We start from the raw sequence: 19375 nt of genomic DNA, 5'->3' as shown, positions 1-19375 counted from the left end.
TCTATCATTCCATCTTATTTTATATTGGCTTCATAATGCTTTTCATTAAGTCTCACTACTTCAAGCTCTTTTATATTCTCCTTCAGCTTCAATGCTAAACTTTCAATTCCGAAGACTTCTGTGAAAGTATGACTTCCAATGATAAGATTTATCCCTTTAAGCTGGGCATATTCAATGGTATATAAATTACATTCACCTGTAATGTACACATCACACTTATTTTCTACAACTTCCTTAAGGCAAGCTGTTGGTCCTCCATTACCGCAGAGTATGCCTACTCGCTTAACTCTTTTGTTATTAAACCTCCAAGATTTAACGGGTTCTTCAAGTAGATTTTCAATACTTTTTACTAGTTCATTAAATTCAATTTCTTCATCATATTCAGCGATTCTACCGAAATATAAACCTTCCCATTCATGGGTTTTATTAACACTTCTTAAATTTAATTTTTTTACTAAACTCTCATTTGTGCCAAAGTTACAGTCATCAAGGGGTAAGTGATTATAGTAGTGACTTATACCATACTCAATTAGTTTTTCTATGCACGCCTCTTTTAACCCATATATTTCTTCCCATGCAGGATGGTGTGTCACCATCATATCAACTCCCTGACTTCTTGCTTCCTCTATTGTTTCCAGAGTTAGGTTAACACAGTATCCTAATTTTTTAACTTCTTTATATGCATGGTACGTAACCCCAGATTCACTAGAATAGACTTCCTTATTTGTTACCTCAAAAAGGTCATTAATTCTTTCAACAATATGTGAAACCTCCATATATTTGCCTCCCAATTTATCAAACTTTATTTAATCGTAATCCTTAGTATTGTGCATTAATTATCTAATATAAATAACTGATTAAACTCTCAAATATAGATCTATTTAACTTCCATGCTACTTAACAAGAATTATTAAGTCACTAAGTGTTTTAAACCCACTTTTTTCATAGAATTTTTGTGATGGATACCCTTTTTCTGTGTTTAACATTATTCCATTCATTCCTTGTTCTTTAATATTTTCTTCTATTGCGTTTATAAACCAGCTTCCAATACCCTTCCCCTGCATTTCATAACTAACACAAAATTCATCAATATAATATTCAAACCCTTTTATCCATGGCTTTTTCATTCCAATACTTAAAGCTACCATTTTATCATCTTGCATAGCTGCATAACCTACAAAAAAGTTATTTTTAAAATGATTCTCAAAAAACTTCACTACTTGTTCTCTTGATTCGTAAATATCATTCCACGGTTCTTTAGTGAATGTACCAATAAATAAATCCACACATTCATCAATCATATATTCTTGTATTTTTAACAAAAGAAAATTATCCATTTTCTTCCTCCTCATACTACCTACTTTTACTCTTTGCATAGCAATAAATTAAAAGTTTCTTAATGGTAGAAATTATTATAGAATACTCAATATCTTCTCAATAGTTTCCTTCCCTAAAATTACATTATGGCCTGATATACAAGTATCAAAATTCATATCCATATACTTTAAAAGAGTGGCATGATAGAGCTCTTTTTTACAATAAATATTAGGAACAATTTCATCAAGATTATCCCCAATATTATCACTTACATTAATCACTTTTTCTTCCTCATCTATTACACTTATGGAGTCAATAGTATGCCCTGGTGTGTATATAATTCTTATTTTATCTTCTGGGAAATAAAGCTCCTGTTCAAAAACCAAGTTAGGAAGATACATTTCTACTTCACCTTGACAATATTGCTTATTCTTATCCATCATCTCTTCCCATTTTGATTCAATGATTTCTCTACATAATTTATGGGATATAATTATGGAATCTTGAAATGAACCATTTCCCCACACATGATCCCAATGATAATGTGTATTTATTACAATAATAGGTTTATTGCTATCTTTTATATATTCCTTAATTGGCCCCATACTTAAAGAACCTAACCCTGTATCAATGATATAATTATATTTTTCTCCCATAATTACATGAATATTTAAATCCCACCCAGAAGAGGTAGTATATGTAAATAAAACACCTCTATTTTTTATTTTTTGAACTTTCATAAATTCCTCCTGACTTACCCTAAGGTAGTGCATCATAATTTGTTAATGTTACTTACTACTTTTAAAATCAAACCCCAATGTCTACATATCCTCAATAAATTGAATATACATAATAATCCTCATGAAAGTGGTATCCCAATTTTTCAGCAAGTGCTACTGATTCTATGTTAGCTGCATTCCAGGTTGGATATATGTTTCTATCTAAACATTCCAATATGACTTTGGATGCACAACCTAATGCTAGTCCACATTTTCTGTATTCTTCCTTTGTTCCAATGGTTATATCAATAGCACCATTGCAATAACTGTATGAAGATGCTCCTGAAATTATCTCATTTTCATTGATGATTATATATCCAATGCCATTGCTCAAAAATTCTTCAAATGATGAAAAGTTAGAACAACAATCTGACATAAATTCATCTTCTAATACCTTGCTATAATTATTTTCATTTATTTTTTCAATACGAAACTCTTTTTCAACAACATCTATAAAGCTTTTAAGCTTAACCCTATGAAATTCATCCAAATTCACCTTCATTGCGTATCTAACATATTTTTTATGATTATTTAAAAAGTGTTTCTCTATGAATGAACTCCAGTAGTTACTATATGGCACAAGAATTTTACCCTTAGCTTGCTCTAGCAACTTTTTTATGGAAAGCTGATGACTTTCATCATTACTACCTAACAGAAAACAAAAATCCGCAATAGAAACTATTCCAATTGATGGGTCTTCCTTTTTATCCACCCATGCTCTTCCCATCATCTTACCTTCAATACATGCCCAAAGCCCAACATTTAGCTTGCCTTTACTCAACGATGCAAGACATGGCATTTCTTGTTTTGTTAACTCTACCATATAACCCCTCCTGAACTTACCCTTATTCCCATCTCTATTACTTCTCTATTTGAAAAAGTTAAATCATTTTACCTTTCCAAATTGTAGCTAAGTTAACTTCTCTTCTGGTATAAATACAAATCCCAAATCTTCGTATAACCCTACTTTTTCTTTAGAAGTTTGAAGTACAACAAACTCTATATAGTTTTTATCTTCTAATTTTAAAGCTTCTAGTATAGTGGCTTTTTCAATTTCCTCCTCTTTAACTCCATCTACAGTTGCGTTAAAGTAAATCCCACAAATCTCCTCCTCATATACTAAAGTAGCTATTGCAGAAACTTCACCTCCATTTAAGTATCCTATCCATAAATTAAATAATGAGTTTTCTTTAGTAACTGTATTAAATAGTTCATCATTAAACTCTTTATAATCTTCCTTATTGCTACAATAGTTTGAGGTTACAATTTTACACCATTTGTTTATACCTTCCTCATCCTGAATCTTTTCAACTTTAAAACCTTCAAGTTCATGGTCTATTTTCTTTAGCTCAAAGGTTGCATTATATAAATGTTTTTCTGTTAAGTCTTGAAGGTTCATAACCTTTTTAAGCTCTGGGGAAAGCTCATTTACTAAAACTTCTTTCCCCTTCTTAGATAACTCTATAAAATCCTTAGGAACTCCTACAATTACCCCAAACCATTCACATCTTCCATAGGGAATAAATCCACACTTGTTAGCAAGTCCTGGGGACATGCCATTTCCTTCAACAATTTGAAGATAAGGGATTTTTCCTCTTTTAATAATTTTTTCTGCTAAATCAATAGTTACATCCACCGCATAGCCTCTTTTTCTGTACTCTTCCTTGGTATACATAATGCCCATGGAATCATCCTTGTGGATTAATACCCAACTAGTAATATCCCCCTCCACATATACCGCAGAGGAAGGTCTATTTGTTATATCCTCCCTTATTTCATGAATGCTCCAGGGTGATCTAAATGTATAATACTTATCCACCACTTCAGCATCTTTTACATCTATATCCCTAACAGGGTTTTTTATTAAACTTAAATCCAAATCACCTTCAGGTAGATAATAAAGAGTACACTTACTTTCCCATGAATTCATGAATCTACTTCTAATTTTATCTGCTATAGATTTTTTAAGTCCTGAGAATCCAAAGAATCCTTCAGTAAAATGACTTCCTAACATTTCATCTATGAACTCATCCTCTTCTGTGTATATATAGTTAAAATAATCCTTTCTAACCATTACTCCCTTAGGCTCTATTTCATCATCCACATATATTTCTGCATCAGGCATGTTATCTATTACACCTAATACATTTAAATTATAAATAAGATCACTTTCTAAAAAATCTCTTATAGCTTTATTCATTTTTACTTTAACTAACATTTTAAATAACCTTCTCTTTCCACTTGTTTCTTTTAAAATAAACAATTATAATTGCTGCTTCAATAATTACAGATAGGGCAACTGCTATCCACACTCCATTAGTTCCCATGTTAAAAGTCTTAGCTAGTAAATAGGCAATTGGTAACTTTAGAACCACATTGGCAATTAAGGATGAGATCATAGGAGGGAAGGTATCCCCTGCTCCCTGAAAAACTCCTCCATAAATAGTTGGGAATATAACAAAAATTACTCCAAGATAAACTATTCTTAAATACTCTGCTCCAACCTTTATAACTTCATGTTCTCTTGAGAATATTTTCATGATTACCTCCGGAAAAATGAAATAAGGTATTGCAAATAAAATCATATTAAAGACTGCCAATTTCATCCCTTCTTTTATGATATTGTCACAGCCATGAATATCTTTTCTTCCAAGACTTTGACCTACCATAATTGCAATAGCTGTAGATAACCCAACAAGAAATATAAAAGTATAGTTAAATAATTGCCCACCTGCCCCAAAAGCTGCTGAAGCTGAATTTCCACCTACTTCATAAACTAGTCTTACCATTAGCATCCCTGTTATAGGTCTTGCAATTTGTTGTATACATGCCCAGCTTCCAATTTTTAAAATTCTTAAAGTATTACTTAGCTCTAACTTCATAGATTTAAGAAAGTTTATAAAACTCTTATTATAAATTCTTTTAATTAATAAATAAGTTATAGCTACTAGTGAAAACACCATAGATAATACAGATGCCCATGCAGCACCCGCTATTCCCATATTTAAAGGAAACATAAATAAAGGTGTAAAGATTGCATTAATTATATTAGATGCTCCAAAAATATAAAGTGGTGTCTTTGTATCCCCAAGTGCCTGCATAATTGTTCTTGCTGCTGAATTTAAAAACACAAATACTGTTCCAATAAACATTACTGAAAGATAATCTCTTGTAAATCCTGTAATTTCAGGACCTGGATTAAACATAGCCTTTATTATTGGTACAGTGTAGATATAACAAAGAACACTAAGAATTCCTCCAATAATTAAAGAGATTAGAAATGCTTCCCCACTAAATTTTCTAACTGACTCCATATCCTCCTCCCCATAGCTTCTTGAGACTAAGGCTATAATTCCCGCTGAAACTAAGGTTGAAAACACAAACACCACCGAAGTTGCTGAGTTAGCTATGGATGATGCTGCAAGTGGGGTAGTTCCAAGAATAGATATAAACATCATATCTACTGTTCCAAGTAAACTTTGGAGTATCATTCCCACCATTACTGGCCAAGACAGTTGAAATATTTTCTTTAAATCTGACGTTGCTTTAAAATTTGTTATTCTTTTAATCATTTTATCCCCCATTCCTCATGCTGATTTAAAATTTTCTTTATCATTCTAATCCACTTAAATAATTCCAAACTTTCCTTATTATGATTGTTTAATTTCTCCTAATTATTTTTAATGATATTCTTTTATGAAGTACAAATTGGGTGTAGTAAAAATCAAAAAAAACAAAAGACTATAAGAAAGCACTGCCTTCCTATAGTCATAAATACCTATTATATTTTTCAAAACTACTTGCACATAAACAAACCTAGCAAAGCTAAGTTCATACACTTTAAGTAACCCGCCAATAATTCATATACATAAATTAAATTTAGGCCTCTATAAAGCATTTAATATGTTAAAACTTCATATTAAACCATAAAGCACATAATTGAAAAACAATATAATATTTAGATTCTATAAAATGACTCTTTCAACTTACTATTAAAGAAGCATCACAAAAAGACCTAATAACTAGGTATGGAAAAACTTCTTTTAAATTTTCAATTTTGAAAATTACTAGCAAGTATATCTAATCATTAATAGAACCTCCTTAAACAATACACAAATTTATTTTCTTAATTACTTTGGAAGAAACTCTAATTGACAAAATACTTTGTTCAATGAAAGTTTACTTTTTAGCTAAGAATTACCATCAAAAATCATGAGATAATTCCTCTTCCGAATAATCATTAAAACTTATATTACAATTATATACATTGTTACTAATTATATCAAGAATTATTTTCTATCTTTTCAAAATATTCTTTCATACTTCAAAACAGATTTATATTTCCAAGGGGCAAAAATCCTTGTAGCTATAGGATAATTCACAAAAAGTCAAAGTAATATTAAAATAATTAATATTACTTTGACTTTTATACAAAGCTCTTAGTAAATACTATATAGGTTGGTTGTAGATTTTTAAAATAGCTCATCTAATAATATATAATAATGAATCTTTGAATAGTCAATTTTATCTAAGCCGTATTCTTCAAGAAATATTGGTACCATTTCTTCTCCTAAATTGCTTTTTATGGATCTACACCCTATGCCTATATCTTGGTACCTATCACAGACTCCCCCTCTGCCCCAATCGATAAAGCCTGAAATATTGTAATTTCCATCTAAGATAATATTAGGAAGACAATAGTCTCCGTGAGTTAACACCTTATCATCACTATTAGGCTTTTTATCTTGTAGTTCTTTTAATATTTTCTCTGGGGTAATATTAGGGTCACTACTTTTAATGTCTTCCTCATCTACTAAACCATTTTTCACATTGAATTCTGCAATCTTTAATTTGGTTTCTAGTCTTTGATCAAAATTGCAGTGTTTAATTGGTACATTATGAATTAATTTCAATCCCCTAGCTAAGGCTTTTGTTACCTTTACTTTATCAGTACCTTCATCTATTTCTGAAGAGTCTTTACCACAAATTTCAGACATAAGAAAAAATTCGTATTTTCCACTATGACCATGATATAGAACTCGTGGCACAGGCAACTTCCCATTCATCCAATTTAGTAAATCAACTTCATACTTAAAGTTTTCAAATTCATTGCTGCTTACTTTCAAATACCTATTGTCTTTTCCATCGTTACTTATAACTTTGTAAACCATAGTATTTGAGCAGCCTACTTTGTTTTCTTCATAACTACAACCTTCAAGAAGTTCTTTTAGCTCCTTTGGAAAGTTACAAATTATCTCATCTATTCTCATAAATTTAAAATCCCCTCTTTTATTCTCACTACCTCATGTCTTAACACTGAGTCTATAGCTTAACTTAACATAACTTTTCTTTTAATATACTTGCAATCTCCTCAGTAGTTTCTTCAATGAAGTTATCCATTTCTTGTTCTGTTAAGTATATGAAGTTTTCTTTGGTTTCTTCATTTTCCCCTAAGTAAAACTGAGTTATATACTTAACTTGTAATACAAAGGCCCCTTTTGGAAAATAGTCTAGATAATCCGGAACTTGTCTAACATTCTTAAACACTGTAAAAAACATGGATTGTGGATTTTTACTTAAATATAAATAATCTAACCCATACCAATCCTTTTTTATTGTCCAAATAAAGTTTGAATCCTTTTCTAGACCATTCTTATAAAGTGGAAGTTCCTTCTTCTTGCTATAAAGCTTTGACCACTGAATATCCGTAAGTAAATGAACATAATACCCCAATAGAAAGGAGTATCTCTCCTTATCTTCTTTTACTTCTAAATTGCTTAAATACTTATTCCAAAATCCTTCTGCATCAAAATTCTTATCTTCATCCATCCAGTGAGTTATTTTCTTTGGCGGATTAAAACTGCTCCAATCTTCATTTGGTACTCCTGAATCCGGCCCAATATTTCCGATTAGAAATGGAGTTACCTCCAAGTTAAAATCTCTTTTTAATATTTTTTCCCCTACTCTTAAATGTGCAATCCATGTTGCCATATTACTCTCCCCCATTAATTAAAACTTTTTTACTTATTATTTTTTATCTAAAGAAAAACTCTATGATTCTAGCTGCTGGTACTAATAGAACTTGACCAAGTAAAGTCCCTAGAAGCTTCGTTCCAATGAGCACTATTACTAAGGCTTTAACATCTGCATATTCTCTCTTTCCTCTCATTGCCTCATCTGTTATCATTGCTGCCTTAGGGTCGATAAAAAGAGTTAATAGTATGCTTGCAATTCCATTAATCATTCCTGAAGAAGAGGAAATTGCTACCCTATTAGCTGGGTTAAAAGTTGATGCATAATATGCTGCTAGAACTCCTATAGTATAAACCCCCGTTATAAAAATATTTATTAATAGTAATCTTTTAGGAATATTTTTATACCTAAGATTTTTAATCATATTTCTTGATGGTGATACAGTATTTCTTGCTACACGCTTTATATTTGCAAGGCTTAGTGATTGTAATACTAAGCTTGGAACAGAACCTGTCTCCTCAAGTTTTGTAACAGCCTTAGAAAAAACCCTCAAAAAGGTAGGTATTAGTAAAATTCCTATTACCGTACCAATAGTAGTTCCAAACACTGTATATCTAATTTCCATAATAGGATTATGGTTAGCATTAATGCTTCTATCAATAATTAATCCAATCAGTGGAGCCTGAACCATGTTTGCAGTTCTTGCCACTAAAACTATAATATTGAACAAAGACATTGATAATGCAAAGTTTCCACTCTTAACTGAATTTAACCTAACAGAGTAAGCTAAGGTGTCGACTATATGTATAATAATTGTGAAAAAAATTAGCTTTGTAAGTAAATCAGAGTTTAAAATCATTGTAATCTCCCTTTAGTAATAAATCATTTCATTTTTCTTTTGATGCTTACTAAAACTTTTCTTGTCTCCAAATAAAATCTTGAAGGTTATAAATTCTTTAACCTTTCTGTTATATAAGTATTGCCAAATTTTTTACAAGATATTGTTTTATTTCCATATTACACTATAATTATATCTGTGCACAAGCTGAAATAAGTTCCAGTCTGATTCTTATCTTACAAAAGATAGGCTATATGCTAGCTTAATCTTCTAATTAAGCCTTGCTTATTATGTTTGTAGTATATAACTTATATGCATCTTATCCCCAGAACCGTCATGAATACTATATCTTCTTATCTTCTTTTATTCTTATATTTATAAGAATATAACATGATTTCTTTCAGCTTTTGGGTATATAATCCTTCTTATCCAGATGTAAATTGCCAATTAATATGATTTATTATTAAGCTTCAATATGAACTTTCAGGAGGACATTATGAAGAAAATTTTTACCAATGAGTTTATAGAATTTAATAAGATTATATTTAGAGGCTTTTATAGTACCTTATCTTATGAATGCATTTCTTCTATAAACCATGGTCAGCTTATGACTTTTAGTTGACGGTAATATGATTAATAAATTATCTGTATTTTTGCTTTTAATTTAAGCAATACCTATTTAAAAAGAAAATATTAATTTATTATAAAAAGTTTGCTCATTTATAATAAGAAACAGAGTGTGCTATTTTCATTAACACACTCTGTTTCTTATTATGCTATTGTGACTTTCTTCTAATGAGAATAAGAGAGTCTCCTTTTAAAGGTCACTATAAATATCTACTACTATTTCTTAAAGTTAAATATTTATATACTCTATTCTTTTTCATTTTCATCTTTCAAAGCCTTTTTATCTTCGTAATTATCACTAACTTCTTTGCTTGCTTTTCCTACTTCATTTAAGATTCTGTTTTCTAACCCTTTTATTCCTTTAGTTAATTTAGTATATTGTCTATCAACAAAAGAATTTTCATTTCCAGTAAGCTTCAAGTATCCTTTTTCAACTTCTAATGCCGTTTTAGTTTTACCAAAATTATTTACATTGCTTAATTTGTTTTTAGCTGAAATTAACTTCTTTAAACTATCTTCAACTATTACTCCATTAATATTTTCATTAGACCTCATACTTTCATCTTTTTTACTTTTTTCTTCTAACTTACGTTGTTTTTCTAAGGCTTCTTTTTCTTTTTCCATTAATCTCACTTGCTGTATTTCAGCGTCTATTTCGGCAATCTTTTTGTTTATCTCTTCAAGTTTTGCTCTTTTTTCCTTAGGATCCATTTCTGTTTCTTGAAGTTTTGTTTTCTCTTCCTTGAAACCTTGTTTTAGTTCCTGCAATTTTTTTATTATTTCGTTTGAGGTTTTTTCTATCTTTATACTTTTTCCCTCTTCCGCTTTTTCTCTCTTTTGATTATCTGTAGCTTCTTTAAGCTTATTATACATTGGGTTACTCCAATTATTTAATCTTTGAATCTGCATATAATCTCCCCCTTTTCTTATATTATCGTTTTAGTTGTGAAATTCTTTACCACTGATATAGTTAATTATCCCATTTATGACAATACTAATGAACCAATCAATACTATAACATTTACATGAATTTTAGAAAGGCAAGTATTTGCTTCTCAATCTACAAATCTTATATTTAATAATATATTGAAATATAAGATTCTGTACTATTACAAATGATAAAAAATAACCAAGTAAAAATTTAACCCCTATCCTCTAAAAAGAATAAGGGTTGTAACACTTTAGTGCATTCTTAATAATTCTCTACATATTTTCTACAAATTGAATTTTTAATCCATTTGGATCAATTACATAGAAAAATTTTGTGTGAGGATTTGGTTGAATAGGTCCCTCTGCAATAGCTATACCTTTTTCATTAAGAAAACTAATCATTTCATCAACTGAATCTACCTGAAAACCCCAAGAGATATCTTTTCCCACATTAATATCTTCATTGTTTTTATCACATATTAATTCAATTTTTGTTTCTCCATCCCCTAAAAAGGCAATTTCAAATCCTGGACCAGCATTGAATCTTTTATTTATCTTAAGATTAAGTATTTCCTCATAAAACTTAAGTGATTCCTCCATATTTTTAACCTTTAGTGTACTCCAACAAAATTTCATTATACTCCTCCTAAATTAATAATCTTATAGAATTTATACGTAATCAAGTTAAGACTTCACTTATAAATAAAACCTTCCTTGATTCCCCTAAGACTTTTTGAAGCTACTAAAATAAACTCTCGTCATTAAAACCTATACTAAGTAATTTTATCATACTGTTGCTGACTTTTACTTCCTACTAACTCAGACTTTCTACTGCTCTTTTAGCCCAAGCTGAATCCTTAAATATTGTTCTTCCAACTCCAATTAGGTCTGCTTTATCTTCTGCAAGAAGTTTTTCAGCAGCCTCAGCATCTACAATTCCACCTGTTAAAATTACTGGAATTGAAATTTGCTTTTTAATAACTTCTGTTAGTGGATAGAAGTATCCTTGTTCTGTTGCATTTGGCATTACATAACCTAAAAAGCCTCCAGAAATATCAAGAATATCTATTCCCGCCTCTTCAAAAGCCTTAGCTGCCACTATGCTATCTTCAACCACAGTTCCACCTTCAATATAATCTGCTGCACCTAATCTCAAAAGTATTGGGAACTCATCCCCTACTGCTTCCTTCACAGCTTTGATTACCTCAAGGTGAATCCTAATACGACTATTTACATCTCCACCATATTCATCTGTTCTCTTATTAGAGAGCGGAGAAAAGAACTGATTAAGCAAATATCCATGAGCTGAGTGAATTTCTACCCCATCAAAACCTGCTTCCTTAGTACGTCTTGCTGCCTCTGCAAAATCCTTTATTATTTTTTTTATATCTTCTTTAGAAAGCTCTTGTGGTACTTCTCTATCTTTAAAACGAGGATTTTCTGTCGCTGATGGACCTGCTGGAGACATTCCTGTAACTTCTCTACTTGCTGCTCCCCCTGCATGGTTAATTTGCATTACTGCCTTGGAACCATTTGCCTGAATTACTTTTGCAAGCTTTTTTAATCCTTCAATGTCACTATCCTGTGCTACTGAAAGCTGTCCATTGCCAGCCTTCCCTTGTTGATTTATAAAACTATGTTCAACAATGATTAAGGAGATATATCCCCCTTCTGATTTTTCCTTATAATAATTTAAAATTTCTTCACTAACCTCACCATCACCTTGGGATTTAGCTGTAGCCATAGGTGGCATAACTAAGCGGTTAGTTAATTCTAGTTTTTTAGTTTTTAATGGTTTTAGTAAATAACTCATTTTTCATCCTCCATAACATTTTACTTGTTTATATATGGCATCTTCAAAAAATAAATAGGTCAGTATGCTCGGCTATTTTAAGTTATACTGCGTCAACAGAACCCTTAGATAGCTCTACTATCTGCAGAACCTGTTTCCTTGTCTAACTCAAAATATCCTTTACATCTTTGACTTGTTATTTATTTTCAGATGCCTAATTAGATTGTCCATTTTGTAAACCACTACATAGATAAATTATTAGAAGTGTAATTACTCCATGTATCATAACTCCTATTCCCCATGAAAATAAAGGCCACACAAACCATAAGTAGCCATTCCATGTAAAGAAGTTTACAAAGGCTAAGAATCCATTCACAGCAATATAACCTGCTAAATGAATAAAAAATAATATCTTAATCCAAGTTTTTAATTTGTTTCCCCCACCTTTTCTACTTCTAAGATTTTCTCTCTCCCAGCTCATTTTAATTCCCCCATGATTTTAATAAGGCATATGAAAGTAATTAATATATTTCTATATTAATCCAATTTATGCCACAAAGGAATAGATTATAATACTTTTTAGTTTTTTAATCTAAAGATAAGTTTTGCGGTGTATTAAAGAAAAGTTATATCTTTATCTTAAAATAGAAAGTCCTTTAGTTATGCATTGGTTATCTACATAAATTATAAAGGTCTATTACTTTGAATATCTCCAAAATGAAATTGCTCCTTAGTCTTATTCTCTTCTTCGGTAAAGGGAAACGGCTCGCTTCCCACATCAGAACCTTCTGTTATATGATTGGTCATTCCATTTAAATTGTCTTCAACTTCTCTTATAGTATAGCTTTTATTTCTTCTGCTTAAATCTCTCTTCATAACTTCTACCTCCAAATTGTCTTTTTCTTATTATCCATTAAACTTGAAAGATCTATGTATAGTTAGCTTCATTATATTTAATAAAGATTTATCTAATATTGTTCATATAAAATCACAGCCATAAGTACTCCTCCAGCCTATTTAACCACAGATTGGCAGGCTGCTGAAGCTTCTGTAAGGCTCCTTAAAGAACTTAAGCCAAATCTTGTAATCCCAAGCCATGGAAAACCAATGAAAGATGAAGAACTTAAAAAACACTTAGATATGCTTTCTAAAAACTTTGAAGAAATTGCAGTTCCTAAGCAGGGAAAGTTTGTAGATTAGCTCTTAATTGTAGAAATTTGAATTCATAACAAAAGGACTACCTCATAATGCATAAAATGCAATAATGAGAAGTCCTTTTTATCTCTACTTTATTATTTATGAGACCATCTCAACATATTTTTATTACTGACTAACTCCTTCTGGTACAACTTCTTCGAAAACATCTTCTGTATTCATAGATTTAATATTAACTTTTCTTGGTGAAAAGCTAAGCTTTAGAATTTTGTGTGGGTAAGTTATAGCTTGAGTTACTATATCTGTGTCTTTAGGTTCCCTTACATTAACTTCTGCATTTAAAATTCCTTCATTATCCTCTAAGTGGGTTACTTCTAAGTCATACCCTCCTGTGGATTTTTTACCTAACCCAATATAGAGATAAGTTTCATTGTTTAAAGTTATTAATTTATATCCCTTAAGTTTTTTTATGCTTGTATATTTGCTACCTAAGATTTCTTCTGCCTTATTGGGCTCAACATAAACTACCTCTAATTTATTTACTGTTATACCCTTGTTTCCTTCTCCGCTATTTGGCTCTTTCTCTTGCAACTTTGTGCTTGTTGGTTTTTCCATGTTATTTTTCTTCTCCTTACTAATAGTCCCCATATAAGTAGGGATTAATATAACTAATAAAACTACTAATATTATTAAGGATTTCTTTTTCATCTTACTTCTCCCCTTTATACTTTCTATTTTACTATTCCGCTATTAATACAATTTTACTTATATAGAATAATTACTTCAACATTTAAACTATTGTTTCCTGAAAATAAGTTCCCTAAACGAGATAGATAGGCTCAATGTACTGTAAATATCTGAGTTACTCTTAATATGATCAAAATTCATAGCCCAATACTTATCCTGATTTATTTTTGCCCTTTCCTCTTTATATTATTTACGATAATTATTATATAATAGTTCGAGTAAGTAATGATTTACAATCTGAGTAAAATAGATTTACATCCTATAGTCCTTATATATTACTTGAAAATAAAATAAATCCTTCGGCTACGCTTACCAAAGGACTTATTAAATATCAACTATTTACTTATTCAACTAAAGGTATTAAAAATGAGGTAACATAAAGATTACTATCAGTTCTTAGAGCATGCATGACTCCTGCTGGAACTATAAAAGCTTTTCCAGCGGTTAGATGAACTTCTCCATCCTCTAAAACACCAAAACCTTCTCCCTTAATACAATAAAATATTTCATCATTTTTAGGGTGTTTATGAAGAGGTACATTTTTTTCTGCATTAATGTGATAAACATTTGTAACTACACTTGCTTTAATATTTTCTAAATCCATATTATCTCTCCTCATTATCATGTTATAATACACAATTCTATCAAATAATTATGTATATGTAAATTGAATGAATACATATTCACTTTTATGAATATACTTCTATCATATTTAAGTAATGCTATGGATTAAAAAACCATTCTTGGTTTGTTTTATAAAAATCATTATAAAAAATAAGTTTAGTAATCTATAATATTTGCCTAATAAAAGATAAAGAGGGGATTCTTAAATAGTAATTTAAGAATCTCCTCTTTTTTTATAGGATTAGCTTAATCCCATTGCTTTTCTCTTGCTATTTATATGAGCTTCTATATCATTAGCAACTTGAACAGGATCATCGCCAAGAGCCACCTTACCACCAGTTACTCCTTCTACCTTATTAGTTAGTAAATCAACTAATTCAGGGGCACCTGTTATGAATGGGACAGGAGATAAATGAGTATATGCTCCATACGCTACGGCAAATACACCGTCTATAGTAGCCTTTTGCTCCATCCATTCTGGTGCAGTTACTGCTATTGGTAGATCTGGTACGTCTACATTTAAGTGATCCGCAAGGGCAGTTACTAACATTGATATTCTACCTGTATCTGTACAAGTTCCAAAGCTTAATACTGGCGGTATTTGTAGTGCGTTACAAACTTCCCTTAAACCCTCTCCAGCCATAGTGTTGTTTGCTTCTAAATTACAAAGTCCTGCAACCTCTAGAGCATGGTTTCCACATCCACCAGCAACAACTAATATATCTCTCTTAATTAGTTCTTTTGTAAGATTTACTGTCATCCAGTCCTGTGGGCCATTTCTTAGTGTTGAACAGTTTGCTAGAGCTACTACTCCTTTGATTTTTCCAGCAACTATTACATCTACAAGTGGCTCAAGTTTATTTCCAAGAGCACCTAAAACTGCTTCTGTTGAGAAACCAGCAATAGCCTTTGTAGTCATTTGTGGCACCATTGGTTTTACGTTGTCTTTTCTCTTCTTAAAGTTTTCTATAGCAAGGTCAATTAATTTATCTGCCATGGCATTCACTTCAGACGGATCATAAGGAATCTTATGTTCTAAACCTGGCATATCAATAAGGGTACTTACAGCAACTAAAGTTGCTTGATATTTTTCGGCATACATATCTATCGCTGGTGGGGAGCAGTTTTCTTCCATAGCAAATACATCAACAGTACCAGTTGCTAGAAGAGGCTCTATTGCAAGCCAGTTACCCATAAGTCCTACAAATATATCGTCCACATCAAATCTTTGTAGAAGTTCTTGACCTGTTTCTATAGAACCTACTATTCGAAGTCCTTTTGCTCCTGCTGCTCTTGCTCTATCTTGTACATCCATTCCTCTAGCCTTTTGCATAGTTGCAACTCCTGCCCAAGGTTGGTGTCCATTAAATACTATATTTACGTATTCAGGGTCCATTATCCCAAGGTCCACATTTACTTCATGAGGAGTTGGGGTTCCAAATAATATGTCTTGAACCATTTCAAGTCCTATTTGAGTGTTGTATATGGTAGCTATACCAAGCCTTAAAGCCTTCATAGCGAGTGATACGTGGCTTCCATCTACGTTTGTTAAGCAGCTTGCTACACAGTTTTGCTCTTCATGAACAGTTCCTGCTGGGTAGATTCCGATTTCTCTCCATTTTTCTTGTCTTTTCTTTGGAGCAAAGGCTTTAACCATGATATTTTCTTCTTCTACCCCAATTCTTTGTTGGTCTTCAAGTAAAACTGCAAGCTCAATTGCCATGTCATTTACATCTTGATTAGTATCTATACCAACCTTTTCACACATCCATTTTAGTTTATCAACATCTTTAATTGTAAAAGGTGTTTTTCCTTCTGCCGTTGCTTTTAGGGTACGAAAAGCTTCGTAAGCATGGTGGCTGTAGGTTCCAGCTCCCATAATATTATGTAATAAAAATTCTCTCATGGCCATAGCATCAGGGCCTATACCACATACCCCTTTAGTTTGGCCGCCCTTTTCACTTATTCTACAAGGTCCATTAGAACATAATTTGCAGCTTAGTCCTTCTAAGCAAAATTTACAACGAATCTTTTCTTGAAGAGCATATCTATCGAAGACGTTAGACATACCATCTTCTCTAATTCTTTTCACCATTTCCTCTACTGAGTCATGGTAACTTACACGTCCTTCTGTTTTTTCTAATATAGTTTCACCCATTAAAGCTTCACTCCTTTTGATTTTTCTCTACTAAGTTTTCCCATAGAAATCTTTAATTATGTAGCAAAAATTATAAATACATTGAATCTCTTACTGTTTTTTCATTTCAAAATTAGTCTTAGCATCAATAGTAATTGGCATTGTGAGTCCTTGTGGTGCAAGGTCACTTGGTTCAAAAACAATACTTCCTGCCATTTTCTGTGTAGAATTTCCACTTTCAGCTATACCAGAGTTTTTGTTAAGTCTAAAACTTCCTGTTTGATTTCCACTTAAGTCATATCTAGCTCTTATTCCCATCATGTCCATAGGTTCTGCAGAACTAGTTTTTATATCTGAATTCATATCTATGGTTAAAAAGTCACCTTGTTCTTCCTTAAGAGTATACTTATTAATAATAGTTATGGGATATCCCATATTTAGTGTTTGTGTATCTTCCCAACTATCTCCAACCTTTGTATTTGCTGGTGGATATACTTTTGTTACCTTTGAGAAGGATTCCTTAAGAGCCTCATCACCAAAATTTTGTTCTAAGGCTTGTAGAAGCTGTTGTTTCTCCTGAGGGTTTTCTATGTTTAAATTATTTATTAAGTCTCCCATTAACTTATCTACTCCTTGAAGCTCTAAAACATTTCCTTGTTTATCAATTCTTATAGTCAGTGATTTTCCTATGATTCCACCATATACTGTTACAAGGGGATCATTACTGGTTTCAGCTTTTGTTGAGTCATATTGAAGATTTTCTCCATTTCCAGTTATAGTTACGGAGACACTATCAAAAGTTGTAGTAATTGTAGCCACTCCTTTATCGTCTACTGCCGTTACATCATAGGTATATCCCATTTTTATATTTTGATTAGAGTCTAAGCTTTGCCCCTCTAGAGTTTGAACTATTTTTTGTTCAATACTTTGCTGAACCTTATATTTTTCCCCTGGCTTTACATTAAACCCCAATTCCACTTTTTTAGGTCCACAGGAAGTAAGAATGAAAACTGATAATACCAATAATAAATAAGTTGTAATGCCTTTTTTAAACTTCATAAAAAATCCTCCTTAAAACTTTTTTAAACTTATGTAGATGATAAACTTACTAAATTTTTTAAATAAAAAATAGCTAGCATCCTAGCTAACTATTTTTTAAAGATGCCTTATATAGAAAGAATCTCTCAAAGCATCAATTAATATTCAAAATTAATAAAATTCCTAAACTTTATAGACACCATGCTACTTTTTTCATGATATGTTCAAAACCACTTATATTAAATAAGGATTTGCATTTATCTTTGAATTCCTAATAAATCTTCAACTCTATCATTCATGTATACATAGGAATCAAAAACTCCCTGGTTGTAAAACTCTGGTGCAAGTTTTTCCGTTATAAAATCTACAATTAAGCCTGCTGCTAAATCTCCTAGTTCTTCTTCCCTTTCATTATAAAAATATTCTTTTACTTGAGATATCATAGCATCTCTTTTCTCTTTGCTTAGCTTAATTTTGTTACTTTTCATATTTTTTACCCCCAAACTTATAATTATATAAACTTCTACAATGTTTAAAGTGCTTTAGCTTTATTTATAGCTTTACTTTTTTAAGCTATTTCTATAGGCAAGTCTTAATAAAGGTTGCACTACTTCCTTATAAAACTTACTTAACCTCTAATTCTGCTCTTTCTAATACATCCTTTTTAAAGGTTTCTAGTCCTATTCTATCAATAAAAAATCCTAGTTTTTCACCATCCTCAGCATTCTCTTTATAGTATTCAAATATAGTATCCACTAATTTTTCTGCAGCTTTTTCATCTAAGTCTACAGCAATCACGTCAGCAAACCTTGGGTTGTAACCTGCTGAACCTCCTACTGTAATCATTATCCCTGTCTTATCTGCTATAATTCCAACATCTTTACTATAAACACTTCCACAGGCATTTCGGCAACCTGCTACCCCTATTTTGGTTCTACAAGGCATTTCTGCCCAATGGTACTTTCTTGATAACTTCATACCTATCCCAATAGTATTATATTTAGCTCTTTTACAGAAGCCTGCTGGACACATCTCTACATTCTTTACAGAGTTTTGTGTTTTTACTGCTGGAACCATGCCTAGTTCTTCCCATATTGCTGGTAAATCACGTTCTTCAAGATTAGTGATTAATATTCTTTGTCCTGAGGTTATCTTTAAAACTCCATCATATTTTTTAGCTACTCTAGCTATCTTCTCAAGATTATCTGCACTAATGAATCCTCCTGGTATATGTGGAGTAATTCCAAATTTTCTTTTCCCATCTCTTATTTTTTGCAAGTTTCCATAATGACTCATTTTCTCTCTCCTTTGTTCCTACCTTTGTTTTTATTATATATCTTCTAATTCTTTTGTAACATAGCCAAATGTTCTACTTTGTTATTATCTTTGTTTTTATTATATAGAATGGAGTATAAAAA

At 31.3% G+C, this 19375-nt stretch carries 21 protein-coding genes; 1 reads left to right on the top strand and 20 read right to left on the bottom strand.

The window, feature by feature from the left end; genetic code table 11:
• Positions 1 to 14: 14 nt before the first annotated feature.
• The 9 genes from B3040_RS13800 to B3040_RS13760 form a co-directional block, all read right to left on the bottom strand.
• Complete coding sequence (locus B3040_RS13800; protein WP_291574286.1) at positions 15 to 776, bottom strand: Nif3-like dinuclear metal center hexameric protein; 762 nt, start codon at positions 774 to 776, stop codon at positions 15 to 17.
• A 117-nt stretch (positions 777 to 893) separates the two neighbouring features.
• The gene (locus tag B3040_RS13795) at positions 894 to 1337 is read right to left on the bottom strand and encodes a GNAT family N-acetyltransferase (RefSeq protein WP_291574283.1); all 444 of its coding nucleotides are present in this window, start codon (positions 1335 to 1337) and stop codon (positions 894 to 896) included.
• A gap of 75 nt (positions 1338 to 1412) precedes the next feature.
• Positions 1413 to 2057: an MBL fold metallo-hydrolase gene (locus tag B3040_RS13790; RefSeq protein WP_291574281.1), complete on the bottom strand. Its 645-nt coding sequence runs from the start codon at positions 2055 to 2057 to the stop codon at positions 1413 to 1415.
• Positions 2058 to 2148: 91 nt separating this feature from the next.
• A complete protein-coding gene (locus tag B3040_RS13785) occupies positions 2149 to 2919 on the bottom strand; it encodes a GNAT family N-acetyltransferase (RefSeq protein ID WP_291574279.1) in 771 nt (256 codons plus the stop codon).
• Between the two features lie 87 nt (positions 2920 to 3006).
• On the bottom strand, positions 3007 to 4314 hold the full coding sequence (locus B3040_RS13780) for a GNAT family N-acetyltransferase (protein WP_291574277.1): 1308 nt from the start codon (positions 4312 to 4314) through the stop codon (positions 3007 to 3009).
• Between the two features lies 1 nt (position 4315).
• Positions 4316 to 5668 carry an MATE family efflux transporter gene (locus tag B3040_RS13775; protein ID WP_291574275.1) on the bottom strand — a complete coding sequence of 451 codons (1353 nt, stop codon included), beginning with the start codon at positions 5666 to 5668 and terminating at the stop codon, positions 4316 to 4318.
• Between the two features lie 900 nt (positions 5669 to 6568).
• Entirely contained in the window at positions 6569 to 7366 is a 798-nt protein-coding gene (locus tag B3040_RS13770) for an APH(3') family aminoglycoside O-phosphotransferase (protein WP_291574273.1), read from the bottom strand.
• 64 nt (positions 7367 to 7430) lie between these two features.
• A complete protein-coding gene (locus B3040_RS13765; RefSeq protein ID WP_291574270.1) occupies positions 7431 to 8087 on the bottom strand; it encodes a zinc dependent phospholipase C family protein in 657 nt (218 codons plus the stop codon).
• 43 nt (positions 8088 to 8130) lie between these two features.
• Positions 8131 to 8928 (bottom strand): lipid II flippase Amj family protein, encoded by a 798-nt coding sequence (locus B3040_RS13760; RefSeq protein ID WP_291574268.1) that lies wholly within the window; start codon positions 8926 to 8928, stop codon positions 8131 to 8133.
• 475 nt (positions 8929 to 9403) lie between these two features.
• On the opposite strand from B3040_RS13760, the gene B3040_RS13755 reads away from it, so the two are divergent.
• The gene (locus tag B3040_RS13755; protein WP_291574266.1) at positions 9404 to 9529 is read left to right on the top strand and encodes a hypothetical protein; all 126 of its coding nucleotides are present in this window, start codon (positions 9404 to 9406) and stop codon (positions 9527 to 9529) included.
• Between the two features lie 251 nt (positions 9530 to 9780).
• Here the strand turns inward: B3040_RS13755 and B3040_RS13750 are convergent, their stop codons facing one another.
• The 11 genes from B3040_RS13750 to B3040_RS13695 form a co-directional block, all read right to left on the bottom strand.
• Positions 9781 to 10443, bottom strand: a complete 663-nt coding sequence (locus B3040_RS13750) for a hypothetical protein (RefSeq protein ID WP_291574264.1) — start codon at positions 10441 to 10443, stop codon at positions 9781 to 9783.
• Between the two features lie 294 nt (positions 10444 to 10737).
• Positions 10738 to 11100: a VOC family protein gene (locus B3040_RS13745; RefSeq protein WP_291574262.1), complete on the bottom strand. Its 363-nt coding sequence runs from the start codon at positions 11098 to 11100 to the stop codon at positions 10738 to 10740.
• 178 nt (positions 11101 to 11278) lie between these two features.
• Positions 11279 to 12277 carry an NADH:flavin oxidoreductase gene (locus B3040_RS13740; RefSeq protein ID WP_291574260.1) on the bottom strand — a complete coding sequence of 333 codons (999 nt, stop codon included), beginning with the start codon at positions 12275 to 12277 and terminating at the stop codon, positions 11279 to 11281.
• Between the two features lie 193 nt (positions 12278 to 12470).
• Complete coding sequence (locus B3040_RS13735) at positions 12471 to 12737, bottom strand: 2TM domain-containing protein (RefSeq protein ID WP_291574258.1); 267 nt, start codon at positions 12735 to 12737, stop codon at positions 12471 to 12473.
• 203 nt (positions 12738 to 12940) lie between these two features.
• Positions 12941 to 13132, bottom strand: coding sequence for a hypothetical protein (locus B3040_RS13730; RefSeq protein WP_291574256.1), 192 nt, complete (start codon positions 13130 to 13132; stop codon positions 12941 to 12943).
• A gap of 447 nt (positions 13133 to 13579) precedes the next feature.
• Complete coding sequence (locus B3040_RS13720) at positions 13580 to 14119, bottom strand: protease complex subunit PrcB family protein (protein WP_291574254.1); 540 nt, start codon at positions 14117 to 14119, stop codon at positions 13580 to 13582.
• Positions 14120 to 14501: 382 nt separating this feature from the next.
• Complete coding sequence (locus B3040_RS13715) at positions 14502 to 14762, bottom strand: cupin domain-containing protein (protein ID WP_291574251.1); 261 nt, start codon at positions 14760 to 14762, stop codon at positions 14502 to 14504.
• A 261-nt stretch (positions 14763 to 15023) separates the two neighbouring features.
• Positions 15024 to 16940: an anaerobic carbon-monoxide dehydrogenase catalytic subunit gene (cooS, locus tag B3040_RS13710; protein WP_291574248.1), complete on the bottom strand. Its 1917-nt coding sequence runs from the start codon at positions 16938 to 16940 to the stop codon at positions 15024 to 15026.
• 90 nt (positions 16941 to 17030) lie between these two features.
• Positions 17031 to 17978, bottom strand: a complete 948-nt coding sequence (locus tag B3040_RS13705) for a DUF6263 family protein (protein WP_291574245.1) — start codon at positions 17976 to 17978, stop codon at positions 17031 to 17033.
• Between the two features lie 236 nt (positions 17979 to 18214).
• On the bottom strand, positions 18215 to 18445 hold the full coding sequence (locus tag B3040_RS13700; protein WP_291574242.1) for a DUF2164 domain-containing protein: 231 nt from the start codon (positions 18443 to 18445) through the stop codon (positions 18215 to 18217).
• A gap of 136 nt (positions 18446 to 18581) precedes the next feature.
• On the bottom strand, positions 18582 to 19253 hold the full coding sequence (locus tag B3040_RS13695; RefSeq protein WP_291574239.1) for an NAD(P)/FAD-dependent oxidoreductase: 672 nt from the start codon (positions 19251 to 19253) through the stop codon (positions 18582 to 18584).
• Positions 19254 to 19375 lie beyond the last annotated feature (122 nt).

The organism is Clostridium sp. UBA4548 (assembly GCF_002387895.1).
Classification (GTDB): Bacteria; Bacillota; Clostridia; order Clostridiales; family Clostridiaceae; genus Clostridium_J.
The sequence above is the reverse complement of the archived record's forward strand: the minus strand, read 5'-3'. Positions and strand labels throughout refer to the sequence as shown.